Source organism: Chelativorans sp. AA-79 (assembly GCF_029457495.1).
In the GTDB taxonomy this organism is placed as follows: Bacteria; Pseudomonadota; Alphaproteobacteria; order Rhizobiales; family Rhizobiaceae; genus Chelativorans.
This window is the reverse complement of the sequence record NZ_CP120361.1, coordinates 1243013-1258994: the sequence shown is the minus strand read 5'-3', so window position 1 is coordinate 1258994 and position 15982 is coordinate 1243013. Positions and strand designations below refer to the sequence as shown.

The window sequence follows — 15982 nt, the reverse complement described above, 5'->3', positions numbered from 1 at the left end:
TGCCGCGTGCTCATGGCGTGAATTCCCGTTCCGCGGCAGAGACCATCGCGTGATTGCGCCAACGCCTGGCCCGGGGGACGGCCGCCGCCGTGAGCGCGCCCAATCCCCCGAGCGAGAGCAGCGCGACGGCGACGGAGGGGAAGCCGGCGTAGATGTTCGGCAGGACGAGCCATGAGACCTCCAGCGCCTTTCCCACCAGGATGGCGGCGGCAAACCCCATCAACCATGCCCTGCCGCGCCGGAAGGGGCTGAAGAGCAGCAGGAAGGCGGGCAGGAAATGCAGCGCGGCGACAACCCACATGATCCCCGTCCACGCCCCGCCGCTGCGGTGCTGATACCAGAGCACCCCATGCGGCAGGTTCGTCGACCAGATGATGAAGAACTGCATGAAGGCAAAATAGGCCCAGAGCAGAAGCGCACTGAGCAGAACGGCACCCGGGATACCCGATAGCCCAGCCCGGGGGCCGGCAGACAGATAGGCCAGGATGAGCAGGCAAACCGCGATCACCACCTGAATGGACAGGATGTAGAGGCCGAAACCCGACGAATGGAATTTGGGATCGAGCGACATCAGCCAGTCGAATGCGATCGCCGTGTCGAAGGGCACGAAGAGGATGAGGCCCGCCACGGAGACGGGCATGGACCAGCGGGGACGTCCCATGAGCAGAACTGCCAGGGCCACAGATAGGGCGAAGAAGAGAACGGTGCGCAGCACGAAAGACCACGGCATCAGATAAGCGCCCCGAAAGCCACCCTCGCCCGACGTATCGGCCCAGGGATAAAGTGCGCCGAGCCCGGCAAACACCGGCAGGACGGCCAGAAGTGCCAGGGGCGACAGCAGGATCGCGACTTCCGCTGCGCCACCGAGTTCCCTGCGCCATTTTCCGGGGATGATGCGGATCATCATGAGGAGGACGAGCGCGCCGAGCGGCAGGCTGCTCCAGAAGACGAACGCCATGAGCCAGCCTCCGAGCGCCTTCGGCACGACAAGGCACACGGCAAGCGCCGCCACGGCGCAGCCGACGCCGACGAGCCAGAGCTGGACGGAGCGATCGCTCATGGCTGCGCCTCCAGTCTCCTGCGCTCCTGCGCATCGAGCATCGCCACGGGTGCGTTCTGGCTCAGTTGCAATGCGCGGATATAGGCGGCGATCGCCCAGCGGTCGGCCGGTAAGACCCGATTGGCGTAGGAATACATCACGCCGTGGCCATGGGTGATGACGTCCACGAAATAGCGCGAACCTGCCTCGCGCAGGCGCGGATCGTGGAAGCTCGGCGGCTGCGGAAAGCCGCGATTGGGCACCGTGCCGTGCCCGTAGCCCGCATAGCCGTGGCAGGGCGTGCAGTAGATGCCGAAGCGTTCCCGGCCGCGCGTCAGGAGGGCGAGGCTCATGGGCGGACGCTCTTCCAGCGCCGCCTGCCAGGCGGGATCGTCGCGCGCCACCGTTCCTGCCGGCGGAGCCTGCAGCGCCTTGCCGTCGGCGAAGAGGCTGCTCTCCTCGTAGGAATCGTAGCGCGGCTGATGGCTCATCTCGTCACAGGCAGACAGCAGCAGAGCAATCGCCGGAAAGATGGCAAGACGCCTCATACCGGCTCCTCCGTGTGCTCGATCAGCTCGATACGAACCGGCTTGAGCGAAGCGAGGAACGCGCGCGTACGGTCCCGCTCGAACCGCTCGTCGTTGGAAAGGATGAGGAGGAAGAACTTGTCGTTGCTGGCAAGATGGAATTCTTCGAGGTCGAAAAGCGGATGGTGCAGCCGCGGCAGACGGTTGAGCGCCAGCATGCCGCCAATAGAGAAGAGGACGGCGAAAAGCACCATCAGTTCGAAGGTGATGAGCATGAAGGCCGGCGCCGCGATCAGCGGCCGGCCGCCGACGATGATCGGATAGTCGAGATTGGTGTAGGCCTGCATGCCGTAGCCCAGTGCCGCACCGAAGATGCCGCCGAAAAGAGTCAGCCACGGCACGCGCATATCCCGGTGACCCAACGCCTCGGCCAAACCCTCGATGGGAAAAGGCGAAAAGGCGTCCATCCGGCGGAAACCTTCGTCATGCGCCTTGCGCACGCCGCTCATAAGGTCATCGGCGCCATCGAACTCGGCGAGCAGCCCGAAAACGGGCTCCGTCCGCGGCAAAGGTTCATGCATGGTGCTCCTCCGTGAACAGCGCTTCCTTGACCTCGAAGGCGGAGATCACCGGCAGGAAGCGGACGAAGAGCAGGAAAGGCACCAGGAAGACGCCGAGCATGCCGGTATAGAGCGCCCATTCCCAGAAGCTCGCATGGTACTCGCCCCAGGAGGAGACGAGGTAGTCGCGATAGAGCGCCGTCACCAGCAGCATGTAGCGCTCGAACCACATGCCGATCGAAACGGAAAGGCCGATCAGGAACAAGAGCACCGGATTTCGGCGGACACGCCGCCACCAGAGAAGCTGAAGCGGAACGAAATTGGCAAACGCGGCGCCCCAGTAGCTCCAGGCATACTGCCCCGAAAGCCGGTCGAGAAGCGTTCCCTTCTCGTAGATCCCGCCGGCATAGAGCGCGGTGAAGACCTCCGCGAAATAGCCGTAGCCGGTCATCAGCCCGGTCGCGAGCAGGAATTTCCCCAGGAGGTCGAGATGGCGCGGGGTGACGAGATCGCCGAGCCCCAGTGCATGGCGCAGGACGACCGCGATCATGGCGACGACGGCAAAGCCGGAAAAGGCCGCTCCCAGCACGAAATAGGGTGGGAAGACCGTGGAATCCCAGCCGGGAATGGGCCCGGCGGCGAACAGCAGCGAGATCTCCGAATGCACGGAGACGACCAGCGGCACGGCGATCGCCGCCGTCAGCCGGTAGGATTGCCGCCAGCGCGCCCAGTGCCGCGCCGAGCCGCGCCAGCCGAGGGCGGCAAGCCCGTAGAAGATCTGCGCGCCGCGCCGCTTCGCCCGGTCGCGAACGGCCGCGAGGTCCGGCACGATGCCGATATACCAGAAGAGCACGGAAACGGTGAGATAGGTCAGCACCGCGAAGAAGTCCCAGGTGAGCGGGCTCTTGAACTGCGGCCAGACCGTCATGGTGTTCGGATAGGGCGCCATCCAGTAGAAGAGCCACGGCCGGCCGAGATGCAGGATCGGATAGAGCCCGGCGCAGACGACGGCAAACAGCGTCATTGCCTCGGCGAAACGGTTGAGCGAGTTGCGCCAATGGGCGCCGACGAGAAGCAGCATCGCCGAGATCAGCGTGCCGGCATGGCCGATGCCGAGGAACCAGATGTAGTTGGCGATGGCCAATCCCCAATTAACGGGGATGTTGTTGCCCCACACGCCGACGCCGTACCGGAAGAGCACCGTCACCGAGACGAAGAACAGGAGAAGCAGCAGGAGCGCGAAGCCGAAGCAGATCCACCAGCCGAGCCGCGCGGGATAATGCAGCGGGATTCGCGTGATCTCTTCGGTGATCCCGGCATAGCGGTCGCGTTCGCTGGTGGAGAGATGGCTCATCCGCTCTCTCCCTCCCCGCCGGTCTTCTTCTCGATACGGGCGAGATAGGTCGTGCGCGGCCAGGTGTTGACCTCTTCCAGCAGGCTGTAGTCGCGCGGGCCGGCCTTGAGCCTGCTCACCTCCGTATAGGGATCCTTCACGTCGCCGAAGACGATCGCCTGCGTCGGGCAGGCCTGCTGGCAGGCCGTCTTCACCTCGCCGTCGCGGATCGCGCGGCCCTCCTTCTTGGCCGTGATCCGCGCGTCGCTGATGCGCTGCAGGCAATAGGTGCATTTCTCCATCACGCCGCGATCACGCACCGTCACGTCCGGATTGCGCATGGCGCGGATCTCTTCCGCGTCATCGCCGGTGTAGTCGAACCAGTTGAAGCGGCGCACCTTGTAGGGGCAGAAGGAGGAGCAAGTGCGGGTGCCGATGCAGCGGTTGTAGACTTGGAGATTGAGCCCGTCCTGGCTGTGCACGGCGGCATTGACCGGGCAGCCCATCTCGCAGGGTGCCTGTTCGCAATGCATGCAGGGCACCGGCTGGAAATAGCTCTTCGGGTCCTCCTTCGGGCCCTCGTGATAATGGTCGACGCGCAGCCAATGCATCTCGCGACCCTCGGCCACCAGCTCCTTGCCGACGACGGGTACGTTGTTTTCCGCCACGCAGGCCACCACGCAGGCATTGCAGCCGATGCAGGTGTCTAGGTCGATCGACATGCCCCAGGACGGGCTTGTCCACTCGTGCACCGGATAGAAGGTTGGCGCGCGCGCACCCGCTTCTTCGGCAGCCTCCGGGCCGGGCGGCGGGTTGGGCTTCTCCGCATTCAGGTCGGCCGGATCGACCGTGCGCACGAAATCATAGCCGTCCATCGCCTGGTGGAACTGCGTTGAGGCGATGGTCAGCGTCTCGCCGGTCCTGGCGACCGCCACGCCGCCGATATGCCATGGCCCTCCTGCGGGTAGGAGACGGTAGGCGTCATAGCCCAGCCCTTCCGCCGGGCCGCCCGCGCGCTCGCGCCCGTATCCGAGCGTGACGGCGATGGTGTTCGCCTCCTGCCCGGGCATGATCCAGGCCGGGCCCGTAACGGCACGTCCGTCGACGCTCAGGCGCAGTTCGTCGCCATTTCCGATTTCGCGTTCGGCGGCGAGTTGCGGGCTGACCAGGATGACATTGCCCCAGGTCACCTTGGTGAAGGGCTTCGGCGTCTCCTGCAGCCAGGCATTGGTAGCGAAGCGCCCATCCCAGATCGTCGGGTCGGGCCCTACGACAAGGTTCAGATCTTTCGTTTGCCGCGCCGCAGGTAGAGGAACATCCCGCGATATCACGTTGGGAGCGACGAAAGGGGGCGCACTATCCGCAACGAAGCCCTGGAAAAGCGCCTCGCGCCAGCGCTCGTCGAACCGGTCCCCCCCATTCCGCGCGCCAGGTCTCCCGCACCGCGTCCGAACCAGCCCCCGGTCGCCCCGCGAGGTTTTCGAGGATCGCGTGCTGCGAGCGCACGGAATGGAACGGGCGCACCAGCGGCTGCAGGACGCTGACGGTGCCGTCCACCGCGCGCGCGTCGCTCCAGGTCTCAAGTTCGTGCTCCACCGGCACATGCCAGTGGCTGCGCGCCGCCGTCTCGTCATAGTGGAGCCCTGCATGGATGCGGAGTTCCACCTTCTCCAGCGCCTCGCGGAAGCCGAGCCCGGAGGGCGTGGCATAGGCGGGATTGACGCCGAGCATGGCGAGCGTGGAGATATCTCCCGCATTCATTGCCTCCACGAGGGCCTCCATCGAGCGCATCCCGTCCGGCGGCTCTACCGTGATCGGATCGGTGAAGCGCAGCGTCGCACCGAGAGCGCCGATGCGCTCATTGATCAGGAATCCGAGCGCCTGCACCTCCGGCGCATGCCGCGCGCCGACGCTGATGAGTGCACGCCCGGGATGCGCCCGCAGCGTCGCCGTGGCGGCATCGACCCACTGCCGCTCCCGTTCGGTAAGCGCGGGCTCCGTACCGCCCGGTACGCCGAAGCCTCGCGCCAGGGCTTGCGCCAGCACCACCGTCCGCGCCGGCGCAATGATCAGCCGGTCCTCCGCCATCGCCCCGGTGATCGTGGGAACGGGTTCGGCAACGAGAAGCCGGCTCTCACCCTCCCCGCGTTGGAAGGCGTGGCGACGCAGCGACCATCGATGTGCGCGTACCGCCTGGTACGGGCCTGGCCCCAGGAGGTCGTCGTCGAGGCTCACCACCGCCTCGGCCCTGTCGAGCATCGGATGCGGCTGCAACGCACGCCCGAAGACGCGCCGGACAGCCTCCCGGCGCAGGCCGTCGTCCACCGGCTCCAGCACATGCCAGCGCGCTTGCGGCCAGCGCTGCATCATCGCCGCGATCTGCCGCGCCAGCGTTGGCGAGGTCACGGCTCCGGTCAGGAGCCGAAACCCCGCGCCCCGCCGTGCATCCAGTTCCCGCGCCCGCGCCACCATCGCGCCATCGAAGGCCTCCCAGCTTGCAGGCCGCCCGGCCCGCCGCGGCGACTGCGACCGGTCGGGGTCGTAAAGCCCGAGAAGCGCAGCTTGCAGGAAGGGATCGGTTGCACCTTTGGTGCCGGGATGGCCGGGATTGCCCTCCAGCTTTACCGGCCGGCCGACATGGGTCTTGCCGGTCACCGGCTGGGCGTAACCCGCCATGGTGACGGCGGTCGCGTAATATTTCGGATTGCCCGGCACGACGAATTCCGGCGACTGGACATAAGGGAGCGCCCGATCGTCGGCCTGGCCCGAACAGCCGCTGAGGCCTGCCAGCGCCAACGAGGCGCCCATCACCTTCAAGAGCCCGCGCCGATCGACTTCCGCCGCCGTTGGGGCAAGCGACGGAAACTCGGCTTCCAGAAACGCCTGAAAGTCGACCGTGCGCGAAAGCTCGTCCAGACTGCGCCAGAAGGCACGGCCCGTCTTGCCGCGCAACCGCGATCGGATCATCGCAGCGCTATCGGCAGGTGCGGTGCGTCCCATTCCTTCTCACCTGTGGCACATGCTGCAGTCGTCCAGAGTAGACGGTTCGATGCCGTAGGCCTTCATCATCAACGCGCCGTAGAGCCGGTGCGCCTCCGGGTCCTTCTCCCACTCCGTCCAGTCCATCCGCGTGATCTGCTCCGGAGGCTTCAGATGCGGCGCCGGATTGCGGTGGCAGTCGAGGCACCAGCCCATCTGAAAAGGCTCGGCACGTTTCATGAGCGGCATCTGGTCGACGCGCCCGTGACATTCCACACAGGGCACGCCGCGCGCGATGTGGATCGAGTGATCGAAATAGACATAGTCGGGCAGCCGCGCGACGCGCTGCCAACGGATCGGCTCGCCCGTCGCAAGGCTCCGCCTGATCGGCGCCAGCATGGGCGCGCCGGTCCAGAGCTGCGAATGGCAGGTCATGCAGACTTCCGTCGCCGGAAGGCCGGCATGCTCGCTCACCTCCACCGTCGAATGGCAATAGCGGCAGTCGATGCCGAGCCCACCGACATGATGCTGATGGCTGAAGGGAACAGGCTGGTCCTGCACCCATCCCACCAGCGTGGCATAGCTCGATTGCATGTATCCCCCCGCAAACAGGACGGCCGCAACAAGCAACAGGGCAAGCAGCAGCAGCACGGCGCGCAGCCGCGTGTCCGCCGTTGCCGTGAAGATTTGCGGCATACGGATGAACTCCCTCTCGTGCACTGGCGGCTGTCATTTTGAACGGTTGCGATGCGAGGATGTTCCACTCTGCAATGAATCGGGAGGAACGTCGCTGAGGGGCGGCTGGACGGTGCGCGCGGAGGTTCCGATTTTTCCGGAAGGCCCCCGCGAACACGGAACCGTGTGCATGCTCACCCGTTGACGAAAGACCGCTTGCAGCGCAGCCAAGGGCCGACGGCAGAGAGGAGGAAGGAAATGAGCAGTCCGCTTATGGATATCCGGGAAGGCATGCGTGTGACCGACGTCTCCGGCAAGGAGATCGGCACCGTGGAGTGGGTGCACTTTTCCGACGAGGATCCCGAAACCCCGCAGGCCGAGACGGTCACCCCCGGCACCGTCGACAGGACGGGAAAGACCCTTCTCGAGCAATTCGCCGACGTGTTCAGGATCGACAACGTCCCCGAGGTGCTGCACGAGCGGATGATGCGGGAGGGCTTCGTGCGCCTCGATGCGGACGGCCTCTTCGCCGCGGACCGCTACATCCTGCCGGACCAGATCCGCTCCGTCTCCGGCGACGGTGTCGTGCTCAACGTCGCGAGGGACGAGCTGATCAAGAGCTGACCGGCGACACGCCCTCCCTATTTCATCAGCCAGGCGAATGCGCGCTGCAGCTCCGCGGCGCCGTTGCGCATGTACCATCGTCCATGCGCCAGGATGATCCGCTCGGGATTCCAGGCGATCATTTTTTCCACCGCGGCCTTCAGCCCTTCCCGGTTCCGGGAGAAGGTCATCCTCATGTCGCGCGGCATCCCGCCATGGGGGTCCTGCACCCCTCCTAGCCATGTGAGCCAGCGCATGATGAAGCCGTCGAGCCGGGCGGGCTCGAAATTCTCGATCAGATCCGTCAGCACCAGCGTCCGGCTGGCATGGTGGAAGAACTCCACCTCGGTCATGTAGCGGCCCGAAACGGGAAGCGTGGCAAGCGCGCCGTCCCAGGGATAGCCGTCCTCCGCCGAAAGTTCGTGCGCGGGGAAATCGATGCGCCCCTTGGCCTGCTCGCGGATTCCGGGCGCGAGATGGATTTCCGCCTCGGGGTAAGCATTCCGCCATTCGGGTATCCACCAGTAGTGGATGCGATTGGGACCGATGATCCAGCGCGGAGCGCCCAAATCCTCGAGTTGCCCTTTAAGCTCCGGCACCAGCGGCGTGGGGGAATGGATGAAGAGCCCGCCACCGGAGAGCCGGATTACCGTCATGCGGGTCGGGAACGGCATTTTCGGCCAGGGCATGCCGAAGCGTATGAGCGGGCCGTCGACGATCCAGACATCCTTCGCAACGGGCTTGAGCGTATTGAGCGGCGGATAGGCACCGTGCGGCTTCTGGGGCATGAAGGACGAGGCTCCCGGTGTTCGATTCGGGGTGGAGATGCGGAAGGAAAGCATCGTCTCATCTGTTCCGCCAGCGCTGATATGCCCGGCCGAACTCCGCTCCGAACAGCAGGATTTGCGAGGAGTAGTAAACCCACAGCATGATGGTCATGATGCTGGCGGAGGCGCCGTAAGCCGAGGTCGCACCGCTTCTGGCGATCGCGATCCCGATCACGAACTTCCCGACGGTGAAGAGAATGCCGCTGACCAGCGCATCGATGATGACCTCCGCCCGGGTCGGCTCCGCATTCGGCAGTATCGCGAAGATCAGCCCGAACAGGAGGACTGCGAAAAACAAGCCAAGGGCGAAGTTTATCGCAATCCAGAGCAGGCGCGCGCCGGGGAAGGCGCCGAGCAGATAGTCCGAGGCAGCCGCCAGCCCCGCGTCCACGATCAGCGAAACGAGGAGAAGGAAGCCGATGCTTGCGATGAGAGCAAGGCTCAGGAGCCGGCTTCTCAGGAAGCCCCAGATCCGCCAAGCGTCTCGGGTTGCCGCGCCTTCCAGATGATGTTCAGCGCGTTCTGGATCTCGACCAGCGCGCCGGTGGCGATCGCCAGGAAAGTCACGAGGCCGATGAAGGTCCCCACGATTCCGGATCCGAAGTCGCCTGCACCGGAGATCATGGCTTCGAGCTGGCGCGCGCCCTCTCTTCCGAACAGCCCTGCCAGTTCGTCCACGATCGCGCCCTGCGCCGCCTCGCGCCCGAATACCAGCCCGGCGACGGCTATCACCATCAGGAGCATCGGCGCCAGTGAAAACGCCGCGTAGAAGGCAATCGCGGCGCCGAGGCTCAAAGCCCGGTCCGTCCACCAGCCGGCGACGGCATCCCTGGTGATTTCGCGGACCTGCTCCAGCATCTGGAAACCCTTTGAGCGCCACCGCGCGTCCGGGCAAACCATACCGGCCGCCGCATGGTTCCAGCCCCACCGCCCCTGGCGCCGGTCCGGCACGGCTTCGGAACCGTTGAGGCAGTCCCGGGTTCGGGCGGCAGGACGCGATCAGAATCAAGGAGGAACCGATGGCATTCACGCTCGAAAGCCCAGCCTTCCGCGACGGAGAGCGGATTCCGGACAGATTCGTCCGCGACGGAGAGAACGTCTCGCCGCCGCTGGTCTGGCGGGATGCGCCGGCCGGAGCCAAGAGCTTCATGCTGGTGGTGGAGGATCCCGACGCACCCTCCGGCACATTCCGCCACTGGGGCGTCTACGACATAGACGCAAACCGCGACCGGCTTCCCGAGAGCACGACTGCGGGCGCCAAGACGGAAAGCCTCGGCCATGGGGTCAACGATTTCGGCAACCCGCATTATGACGGTCCCCAGCCGCCCAAGGGTCACGGCGTTCACCACTACCATTTCCGTCTCGCCGCGCTCGACGTGGAGACGCTCCACTGTGACGGCAAGGCGAGGATCGAGGACATGCTCGATCAGGCAAAGCCGCATGTGATCGCCGAAGCCGAGTTCGTCGGCACCTACGAGAAGGTGTGAGCCGATGAGCGCGCTCTCGGGAAAACCAGGCTGCTGCTGGACGGAAAACGCGCAAGCGGCCGAATACCCATCCCTGGACGGCTCCATTCATGCCGAGACGGTGGTGGTGGGGGCGGGCATTGTCGGCCTGACCACAGCCTTGCGGCTCCTCGAAGCGGGCCGCTCCGTCATCGTTGTCGAGGGACTGCGGGTCGGCCGCCAGGTCACGGGCCGCTCGACGGCCAAGATCACGACGCAGCACCGGCTCATCTATCGGGACCTGATCGACGCGATCGGGCTGGACCGCGCCCGCGACTACGCCGAGGCGAACAGCGCCGGCGCCGGGCAGATCAGAAGCTGGGTCGCCGAGCATGGCATTTCCTGCGGCCTGGAGGAAAGATCCGCCTATGCCTACACGCGGGATCCTGCGATCCGCCCCAGGATCGAGGCGGAGGCAGAGGCCGCGCGCAGCCTTGGGCTCGAAGCGGAGGTTCTCGACCGCGCTCCCCTTCCCTTCGAGACGGCCGGCGCCCTTCGCTTTCCTGATCAGGCGCAGTTCAACCCGGCGCGATATCTGATCGGCCTCGCCGCCATGGTGAAGACCCGTGGCGGACAGATCTTCGAGAACAGCCGTGCACGCCTGATCGAGGACGCGAGCCGCTGGCGCGTGGTCACCGACGGCGGCACCGTACACGCGGAAAACGTGGTGGTGGCGACCAATATGACCGTGAAGAGCCCGGTCGGCATGTCGCACCGCACACAGCCGAGGAGCCATGTCGCCATAGCCTTCCGCATCGATGACCCTGCGATCATCGACGGCATGTTCATCACCGTGGAAGAGCCTTCGCGCTCGCTGCGCACCGGCCGTGATGCCGCGGGCCCTGTGCTGGTCGCGCTCGGTCCGCATTTCCGGACCGGCCAGGACGGCAATGTGGCGGCCCGTTTCGTGGAGCTCGAACAATGGGCGCGCGCACACCTGCCGGTTGGCGAAGCGCTGTGGCGCTGGTGCAACGAGGACTATGATACAGCCGACCGCGTGCCCTATGCCGGGGAGCCGGATCCGGAAGAGGCCGCGGGATTCCATATCGCCACGGGCTTCAACGCCTGGGGCATCAGCAACGGCACGGCAGTGGGCATGATGATCGCCGATCGGATCGCCGGACGCCCGAATCCGTGGCTAGCGCTGTACGATCCGACGCGGCCCTATCCGGAGGATTTCCACAAGAGCGGCGACAGCCAGTCCATTGTGCGCAGCCTCGATGAGATCGAGCCCGGCCAGGGAGGCGTGCTCGTGCGCGGCGAGGAGAAGATCGCCGCCTGGCGGGACGAGAACGGCGGCCTCCACACGCTTTCCGCAAGCTGCACCCACAAAGGCTGCACCGTCACCTGGAACAATGCGGACCGGACCTGGGACTGCCCCTGTCACGGCTCGATCTTCACCGCGGACGGATCGGTTATCCACGGGCCGGCCCGAAAACCGCTGCCGGTGGTTGAGCGATAGATGTTTGTTGTTAGAATGCGGGCCGAGATCACCAAACGCATTTGGCCGCCCAATTATCGAGAAACATCAGTTTTGTTCGACCTCTTCTTGCTCATTGGGTATCGAATCTGTTTTCCCGGTTGCGTTCTAATCTTCGAGGTGCGCCCATGTTCGGCTTTGTTATCAATCCGCCGGTGTTTTTCGGCTCCGTCGCCATTACGGCTATATTCCTGGCCATCGGCGTCTTCTTTCCGGGCCAGTCAGAGGCGATCTTCGCCGCGGCACAAAGCTGGATTCTCGGCACCTTCGGCTGGCTCTATCTGCTGTCGGTGGGGATCTTCATCGGTTCTGTCATCCTCTTTGCCGCGAGCCGTTTCGGCGACCTGAAGCTCGGTCCGGACGATTCGACGCCTGACTTCCGCTATGTGTCCTGGGTGGCCATGCTCTTCGCGGCCGGCATGGGGATCGGGCTCATGTATTTCGCGGTGGGCGAACCGATGACCCATTTCTCGGCGCCGCCGGAAGCCGAGCCCGGAACCATCGCGGCGCAGCGCGAGGCCATGAGCGTCACTTTTTTCCACTGGGGTTTCCATGCCTGGGCGATCTACGCCGTGGTGGGCCTGTCGCTGGCTTATTTCGGCTACCGCTACAATCTTCCGCTCACCGTCCGCTCCGGCCTCTACCCGCTTCTCAAGCATCGGATCGACGGTCCGATCGGGCACGCGGTCGATATCTTCGCCATCTGCGGAACGCTGTTCGGCATAGCCACCTCGCTGGGCTTCGGTGTCCTGCAGATCAATGCCGGCCTTAGTTATCTTCTCGGCCTGCCGATCGGCGCGCCGGTCCAGCTCGTCCTCATCGCCGCCATCACGACGGTCGCCACGGTCTCGGTGATCACCGGCGTCGACAAGGGCATCCGCCGCTTGAGCGAGTTCAACCTGGTCCTTGCCCTGCTCCTCATGCTCTTCGTCCTGTCGGTCGGCCCGACGGCCCAGCTCCTGCGGGACTTCGTTCAGAACATCGGTTTCTATCTCGACACGATCGTGCTGCGCACCTTCAACATCTATGCCTACGAGCCGCGCCCGTGGATCGACGCCTGGACGCTCTTCTACTGGGCATGGTGGATCTCCTGGTCGCCCTTCGTCGGCATGTTCATCGCCCGGATTTCCCGCGGCCGGACGGTCCGTGAATTCGTGATCGCGGTTCTCTTCATCCCCGCGGGTTTCACCTTCCTCTGGATGACCGTCTTCGGCAACACCGCCCTGTTTATCGACACCACCGTCGCCGGCGGGGCCCTGGCCTCCGCGGTATCCGAGGATTTGTCCGTGGCCTTGTTCCAGTTCTTCCAGTACCTGCCGCTTCCAGCGGTGACCTCCTCGCTGGCTGTCCTGCTGGTGGCGGTGTTCTTCATCACCTCCTCCGACTCAGGTTCCCTCGTGGTGGACACGATCGCGGCAGGCGGCGAGACGCACACGACCACGCGCCAGCGCGTCTTCTGGTGCGTACTCGAAGGCATGATCGCGGCTGTCCTCCTGCTGGCCGGCGGCCTTGCGGCTCTCCAGTCGGCCACCATCGCCACCGCGCTTCCTTTCTCCCTGATCATGCTCGCCCTGGTCTGGGCGCTGTTCAAGGGCATGAAGTCGGACGTCGCGCAGACACAGGTTGGCTCCACCGTGAGCGTGCCCCAGGCTCATCCTGCCGCAGGGCTCACCTGGCAACGCCGCCTTGGCCTGATCCTCAATGCGCCCACCGAGGCGGAGGTGACCAGTCATATCGCCAAGGTTGTCGCGCCCGCCCTGGAAAACGTGGCACAGGAGATCGAGAAGCGCGGTCGCCCGGCCAACGTTACGCGCGAGAACGGCGAATATTCCGTCTCGCTCACCGTTCCCGCAAGCGGCATGCGCGATTTCGTCTATGGCGTCCAGCCGACCGCCTATCGTCTACCGGCCTTCTCCGCGCTCGAAGCGGCCCAAGGGAATCTGCGCTACGAAGCACGGACCTACTTCAGCGACGGCAGCCGCGGCTACGATCTCATGGGCATGGCGCAGCAGCAGATCATCGACGACGTGCTCGTACAGTTCGATCGTTACCTGCAGCTCGTCCAGTCGCCGGAAGCCTCCTTGGTTGTCGGCGCCCCCGAACATGCGCCGGATGTTCCCCAGTCCTGAATTGACGCCGGCGGCCCAACCAGGGGATTCGATTGCAGTGGATCGAACAGAACCATGACCTGATCACCGCACTGACGGGGGCCGGAACGCTGCTGGTTTGGGTGATCTATCTGCAGGTCTTCGTCAGCAGTTACCGCCGGCAGCTGCGCGCGACGCTTCTCATAACGCGCGGTGCCGGCGAAGACCTGGAAGGACGCTGTTTTGTCAGCAATATGAGTTCCGGGCCGGTCTACGTGCAAAGCGTCATCGTGACGCTGGACACCCCCGATGCGACGCTGATCTGCCCCGTGACCGACGTGCTGGAGCTGGAGGGTGACGGCGTTCCAAACGATCCGCGGCTGCGCACCCGGCAGGGTCCTTTATCGACCGGCGAGATCAGGGATATCGGAACCTTCGGCAGCCTTGTGCGCCATGTTCTGAAAACCCAGACCGGGGGCTCCGTCGCCTCCCGCGCGGAGCAGGCGGCGGTGACCGCCGTCACGATCGAGGTCCTGGGAATATATGGCCAGGAAGATCTCCCCATCGGCGCCCGAAGACGATTCGTCCTGCACGACGAGGAAGGCCGGATCCACATCGAAGGCGAAGACATCGCAACCAAGCAGATCAGAGGAAGGCGAGAGAGAAGAAGACTGGTTTCCGATCTCCAAAGAGACACCTGAAGCGACATAGCCCGGCATCGCGCCGGTACCACGGCTGAACGCCCCCGGCCTGGGATGAAAATCCTGCTGGAGTTCGGCACGATTTCTGTGTTGTCGACAATTTGGATACGATATGGAATGCGAGGAGCAGAGGACAACGAAGCTCCTGGGGAACGGAAACCGTCATGAAACCACGTAGCGCCATACTCCTAGCCATTCTTACCAGCAGCATGCTGGAAAACGATGCCGATAACGGGCAATGGCGGGAGCGACTACGGAGTGATGCTTGATGGCCGCGGCCGGGAGGATGACGGACGCAGCGCCGGCAAGGGGTGGGCGGGCGACAGGGCATGCGCACCGTCCATGATACGCTGCCCCGGTCCATCCTCGTTTCTCGCCGGCGCCCGCCGGCGTGCTCGACGAGGCGACGCTGTCCAACTTGCTTCCTACAGCATCAACAGCCTTCAATAGGTTCACCATGGCCAGGAAAAGCTTCTTCTGCATCGACGCCCACACCTGCGGCAACCCCGTGCGCGTGATCGCAGGCGGCGGCCCCGATCTCAAAGGCGACACGATGAACGCGAGGCGCGAGCATTTCGTCGCCGAATATGACTGGATCCGCACCGGCCTGATGTTCGAGCCGCGCGGGCACGACGTGATGAGCGGCTCGATCCTCTATCCCGCCCTCCGCGACGACGTGGACGGCTCGATCCTCTTCATCGAGACTTCGGGCTGCCTGCCCATGTGCGGCCATGGCACGATCGGCACCGTGACCGTGATGATCGAGGAAGGACTCGTGACGCCCAGCGTGCCCGGCAGGCTCAGGCTCGAAGTGCCGGCCGGCATCATCGAGGCCGAATACGAGATGGACGATGCCGGGCACGTGACCAGGGTGAAGATCACCAACGTGCCCTCCTTCCTTTACGCGAGAAATCTGGAGATCGATCTTCCCGGCGTCGGCCCGTTGAAATTCGACGTCGCCTATGGCGGCAATTTCTACGCGATCTTCGAGCCGCAGCCCGGCTTCGAGGATATGAGCCAGTTCTCGGCCTTCGACATTCAGCAGCTATCGCCGGTGGCCCGCCATCTGATCAACGAGAAGTACACCTTCCAGCACCCGGAATTTCAGACCATCAAGGGCCTCCGCCACGTGATGTGGACCGGTACGCCGAAGCATCCGGAGGCCGACGCCCGCAACGCGGTCTTCTATGGCGAGAAGGCCATCGACCGCTCGCCCTGCGGCACCGGCACCTCCGCCCGCATGGCACAGAAGGCGGGCAAGGGCGAGCTCACGGTGGGCGACAGCTTCGTCCACGAGAGCATCATCGGCAGCCTGTTCTGGGGCAAGGTGGAGGCGGCAGCCAAGGTCGGCGAATACGACGCCATCGTGCCCTCCGTCGCCGGCCAAGCCTGGATCACAGGCTACAACACCATCTTCCTCGACGACCGCGACCCCTTTGTGAAGGGGTTCACGGTGGAGTGAAGGGGCGGGGCAAAGGAAGGGCAGTTACGGAACCGCAACTGCCCCGATCAACAGCCCTTGTTTTGGTCGTGGGCGATACGGCAGCGTTCAGGCATGGATCCTCGGGTCAAGCCCGAGGATGACGACTGCAAGAACGCAAGCGGCAAACCACCGGCGTCGATGGTTGCCCCAGCATCGGTGATTGGCTGAAGCCTCTCCTCCTCG

General features: G+C 64.8%; 16 protein-coding genes. 6 read left to right on the top strand and 10 right to left on the bottom strand.

What is annotated here, in order from left to right:
• Positions 1–10: 10 nt before the first annotated feature.
• From PVE73_RS06310 to PVE73_RS06280, 7 genes are read right to left on the bottom strand one after another with little or no spacing between them, the layout of a single operon-like run.
• Positions 11–1060, bottom strand: coding sequence for a hypothetical protein (locus tag PVE73_RS06310; protein WP_277366135.1), 1050 nt, complete (start codon positions 1058–1060; stop codon positions 11–13).
• Positions 1057–1587, bottom strand: a complete 531-nt coding sequence (locus tag PVE73_RS06305; protein WP_277366134.1) for a cytochrome c — start codon at positions 1585–1587, stop codon at positions 1057–1059. Before PVE73_RS06305 ends, PVE73_RS06310 begins: the two co-directional genes overlap by 4 nt.
• A complete protein-coding gene (locus tag PVE73_RS06300) occupies positions 1584–2147 on the bottom strand; it encodes a DUF3341 domain-containing protein (protein WP_277366133.1) in 564 nt (187 codons plus the stop codon). Before PVE73_RS06300 ends, PVE73_RS06305 begins: the two co-directional genes overlap by 4 nt.
• On the bottom strand, positions 2140–3480 hold the full coding sequence (gene nrfD / locus PVE73_RS06295) for an NrfD/PsrC family molybdoenzyme membrane anchor subunit (RefSeq protein WP_277366132.1): 1341 nt from the start codon (positions 3478–3480) through the stop codon (positions 2140–2142). The genes PVE73_RS06300 and nrfD overlap by 8 nt, the downstream gene beginning before the upstream one ends.
• Complete coding sequence (locus PVE73_RS06290; RefSeq protein WP_277366131.1) at positions 3477–4790, bottom strand: 4Fe-4S dicluster domain-containing protein; 1314 nt, start codon at positions 4788–4790, stop codon at positions 3477–3479. The genes nrfD and PVE73_RS06290 overlap by 4 nt, the downstream gene beginning before the upstream one ends.
• Positions 4791–4815: 25 nt before the next feature.
• The gene (locus tag PVE73_RS06285) at positions 4816–6459 is read right to left on the bottom strand and encodes a TAT-variant-translocated molybdopterin oxidoreductase (protein WP_277366130.1); all 1644 of its coding nucleotides are present in this window, start codon (positions 6457–6459) and stop codon (positions 4816–4818) included.
• 6 nt (positions 6460–6465) lie between these two features.
• Entirely contained in the window at positions 6466–7134 is a 669-nt protein-coding gene (locus PVE73_RS06280; protein ID WP_277366129.1) for a cytochrome c3 family protein, read from the bottom strand.
• Between the two features lie 237 nt (positions 7135–7371).
• Here PVE73_RS06280 and PVE73_RS06275 point away from each other — a divergent pair, with 237 nt between their 5' ends.
• The gene (locus PVE73_RS06275; protein WP_277366128.1) at positions 7372–7737 is read left to right on the top strand and encodes a hypothetical protein; all 366 of its coding nucleotides are present in this window, start codon (positions 7372–7374) and stop codon (positions 7735–7737) included.
• A 17-nt stretch (positions 7738–7754) separates the two neighbouring features.
• Here the strand turns inward: PVE73_RS06275 and PVE73_RS06270 are convergent, their stop codons facing one another.
• Genes PVE73_RS06270 through PVE73_RS06260 form a run of 3 tightly spaced genes read right to left on the bottom strand, consistent with a single transcriptional unit; the run spans position 7755 to position 9401 of the window.
• The gene (locus PVE73_RS06270) at positions 7755–8504 is read right to left on the bottom strand and encodes a DUF4336 domain-containing protein (protein WP_277366127.1); all 750 of its coding nucleotides are present in this window, start codon (positions 8502–8504) and stop codon (positions 7755–7757) included.
• A 58-nt stretch (positions 8505–8562) separates the two neighbouring features.
• On the bottom strand, positions 8563–8964 hold the full coding sequence (locus PVE73_RS06265; protein ID WP_277367362.1) for a YhjD/YihY/BrkB family envelope integrity protein: 402 nt from the start codon (positions 8962–8964) through the stop codon (positions 8563–8565).
• A 35-nt stretch (positions 8965–8999) separates the two neighbouring features.
• Positions 9000–9401 carry a YhjD/YihY/BrkB family envelope integrity protein gene (locus tag PVE73_RS06260; RefSeq protein ID WP_277366126.1) on the bottom strand — a complete coding sequence of 134 codons (402 nt, stop codon included), beginning with the start codon at positions 9399–9401 and terminating at the stop codon, positions 9000–9002.
• Between the two features lie 161 nt (positions 9402–9562).
• On the opposite strand from PVE73_RS06260, the gene PVE73_RS06255 reads away from it, so the two are divergent.
• The 5 genes from PVE73_RS06255 to PVE73_RS06235 all read left to right on the top strand — a co-directional run bounded on the left by PVE73_RS06255 (position 9563) and on the right by PVE73_RS06235 (position 15778).
• Positions 9563–10030 (top strand): YbhB/YbcL family Raf kinase inhibitor-like protein, encoded by a 468-nt coding sequence (locus tag PVE73_RS06255; RefSeq protein WP_277366125.1) that lies wholly within the window; start codon positions 9563–9565, stop codon positions 10028–10030.
• A 4-nt stretch (positions 10031–10034) separates the two neighbouring features.
• Positions 10035–11510, top strand: a complete 1476-nt coding sequence (locus PVE73_RS06250) for an FAD-dependent oxidoreductase (protein WP_277366124.1) — start codon at positions 10035–10037, stop codon at positions 11508–11510.
• Positions 11511–11656: 146 nt separating this feature from the next.
• Positions 11657–13657, top strand: a complete 2001-nt coding sequence (locus PVE73_RS06245) for a BCCT family transporter (RefSeq protein WP_277366123.1) — start codon at positions 11657–11659, stop codon at positions 13655–13657.
• A 32-nt stretch (positions 13658–13689) separates the two neighbouring features.
• On the top strand, positions 13690–14316 hold the full coding sequence (locus tag PVE73_RS06240) for a hypothetical protein (protein WP_277366122.1): 627 nt from the start codon (positions 13690–13692) through the stop codon (positions 14314–14316).
• 457 nt (positions 14317–14773) lie between these two features.
• Entirely contained in the window at positions 14774–15778 is a 1005-nt protein-coding gene (locus tag PVE73_RS06235; protein ID WP_277366121.1) for a 4-hydroxyproline epimerase, read from the top strand.
• The last annotated feature ends 204 nt before the right edge of the window (positions 15779–15982 follow it).